Genomic DNA, 810 nt, shown 5'->3' with positions numbered 1-810 from the left:
TGCCAACCACTGCGAGCTGCATTAATGGTGACGTCAACTTCCGTTGGGTGATGACCGTAATCATCGACTAACATCGCATGACCGTTACCTGTATCAAACTCACCAAGGTGATCAAAACGACGGCCAGTACCTTGAGTGCCCGCCATCGCTTTTAGAATCGCGTCATCTTCAATGTCGTCTTCCGTTGCGACCGCTATTGCTGCTGATGCGTTCAACGCATTGTGACGGCCTGGAATGTTTAGCGTGATATCGAGGTTAGCTCGACCTTTACGTACTACTGTAAATTTACCTTGCTGACCTTCTTGATGATAATTTTCGATACGTACGTCCGCATCGTCAGAAAAGCCGTAGGTGATCACTTGACGGCTAATACGCGGAATCAACTCACGAATCACTGGATCATCGATACAGACAATGGCTTGGCCATAAAACGGCAGGTTGTGAAGAAAATCAATGAAGGTTTGTTTCAATGTTTCGAAGTCACCACCGTAGGTATCCATGTGGTCAGCTTCGATGTTGGTAACGATGCTCACCATAGGTTGCAGGTGCAAGAAAGAGGCGTCGCTCTCATCCGCTTCTGCAATCAGAATACGGCTAGAGCCCAAGCGCGCATTTGTGCCCGCGCTCTTTACTAGACCGCCGTTTACAAACGTAGGATCAAGGCCTGCTTCGGAATAGATTTGTGTGACTAGTGCTGTGGTGGTGGTTTTACCATGTGTACCCGCAACAGCGATACCATGACGGAATCGCATCAGTTCAGCCAGCATTTCTGCTCGGCGAACAATAGGAATACGCAATTCACGAGCCGCC

1 protein-coding gene is annotated in these 810 nt (G+C 48.9%); it reads right to left on the bottom strand.

What is annotated here, in order from left to right; all coding sequences use genetic code 11:
• A partial coding sequence (gene murC / locus R7E78_RS25795) for a UDP-N-acetylmuramate--L-alanine ligase (RefSeq protein WP_318058565.1) occupies window positions 1-810 on the bottom strand: 810 nt, incomplete at both ends.

The sequence above is a fragment of the Vibrio sp. YT-19(2023) genome, assembly GCF_033337395.1.
The sequence above is the reverse complement of the archived record's forward strand: the minus strand, read 5'-3'. Positions and strand labels throughout refer to the sequence as shown.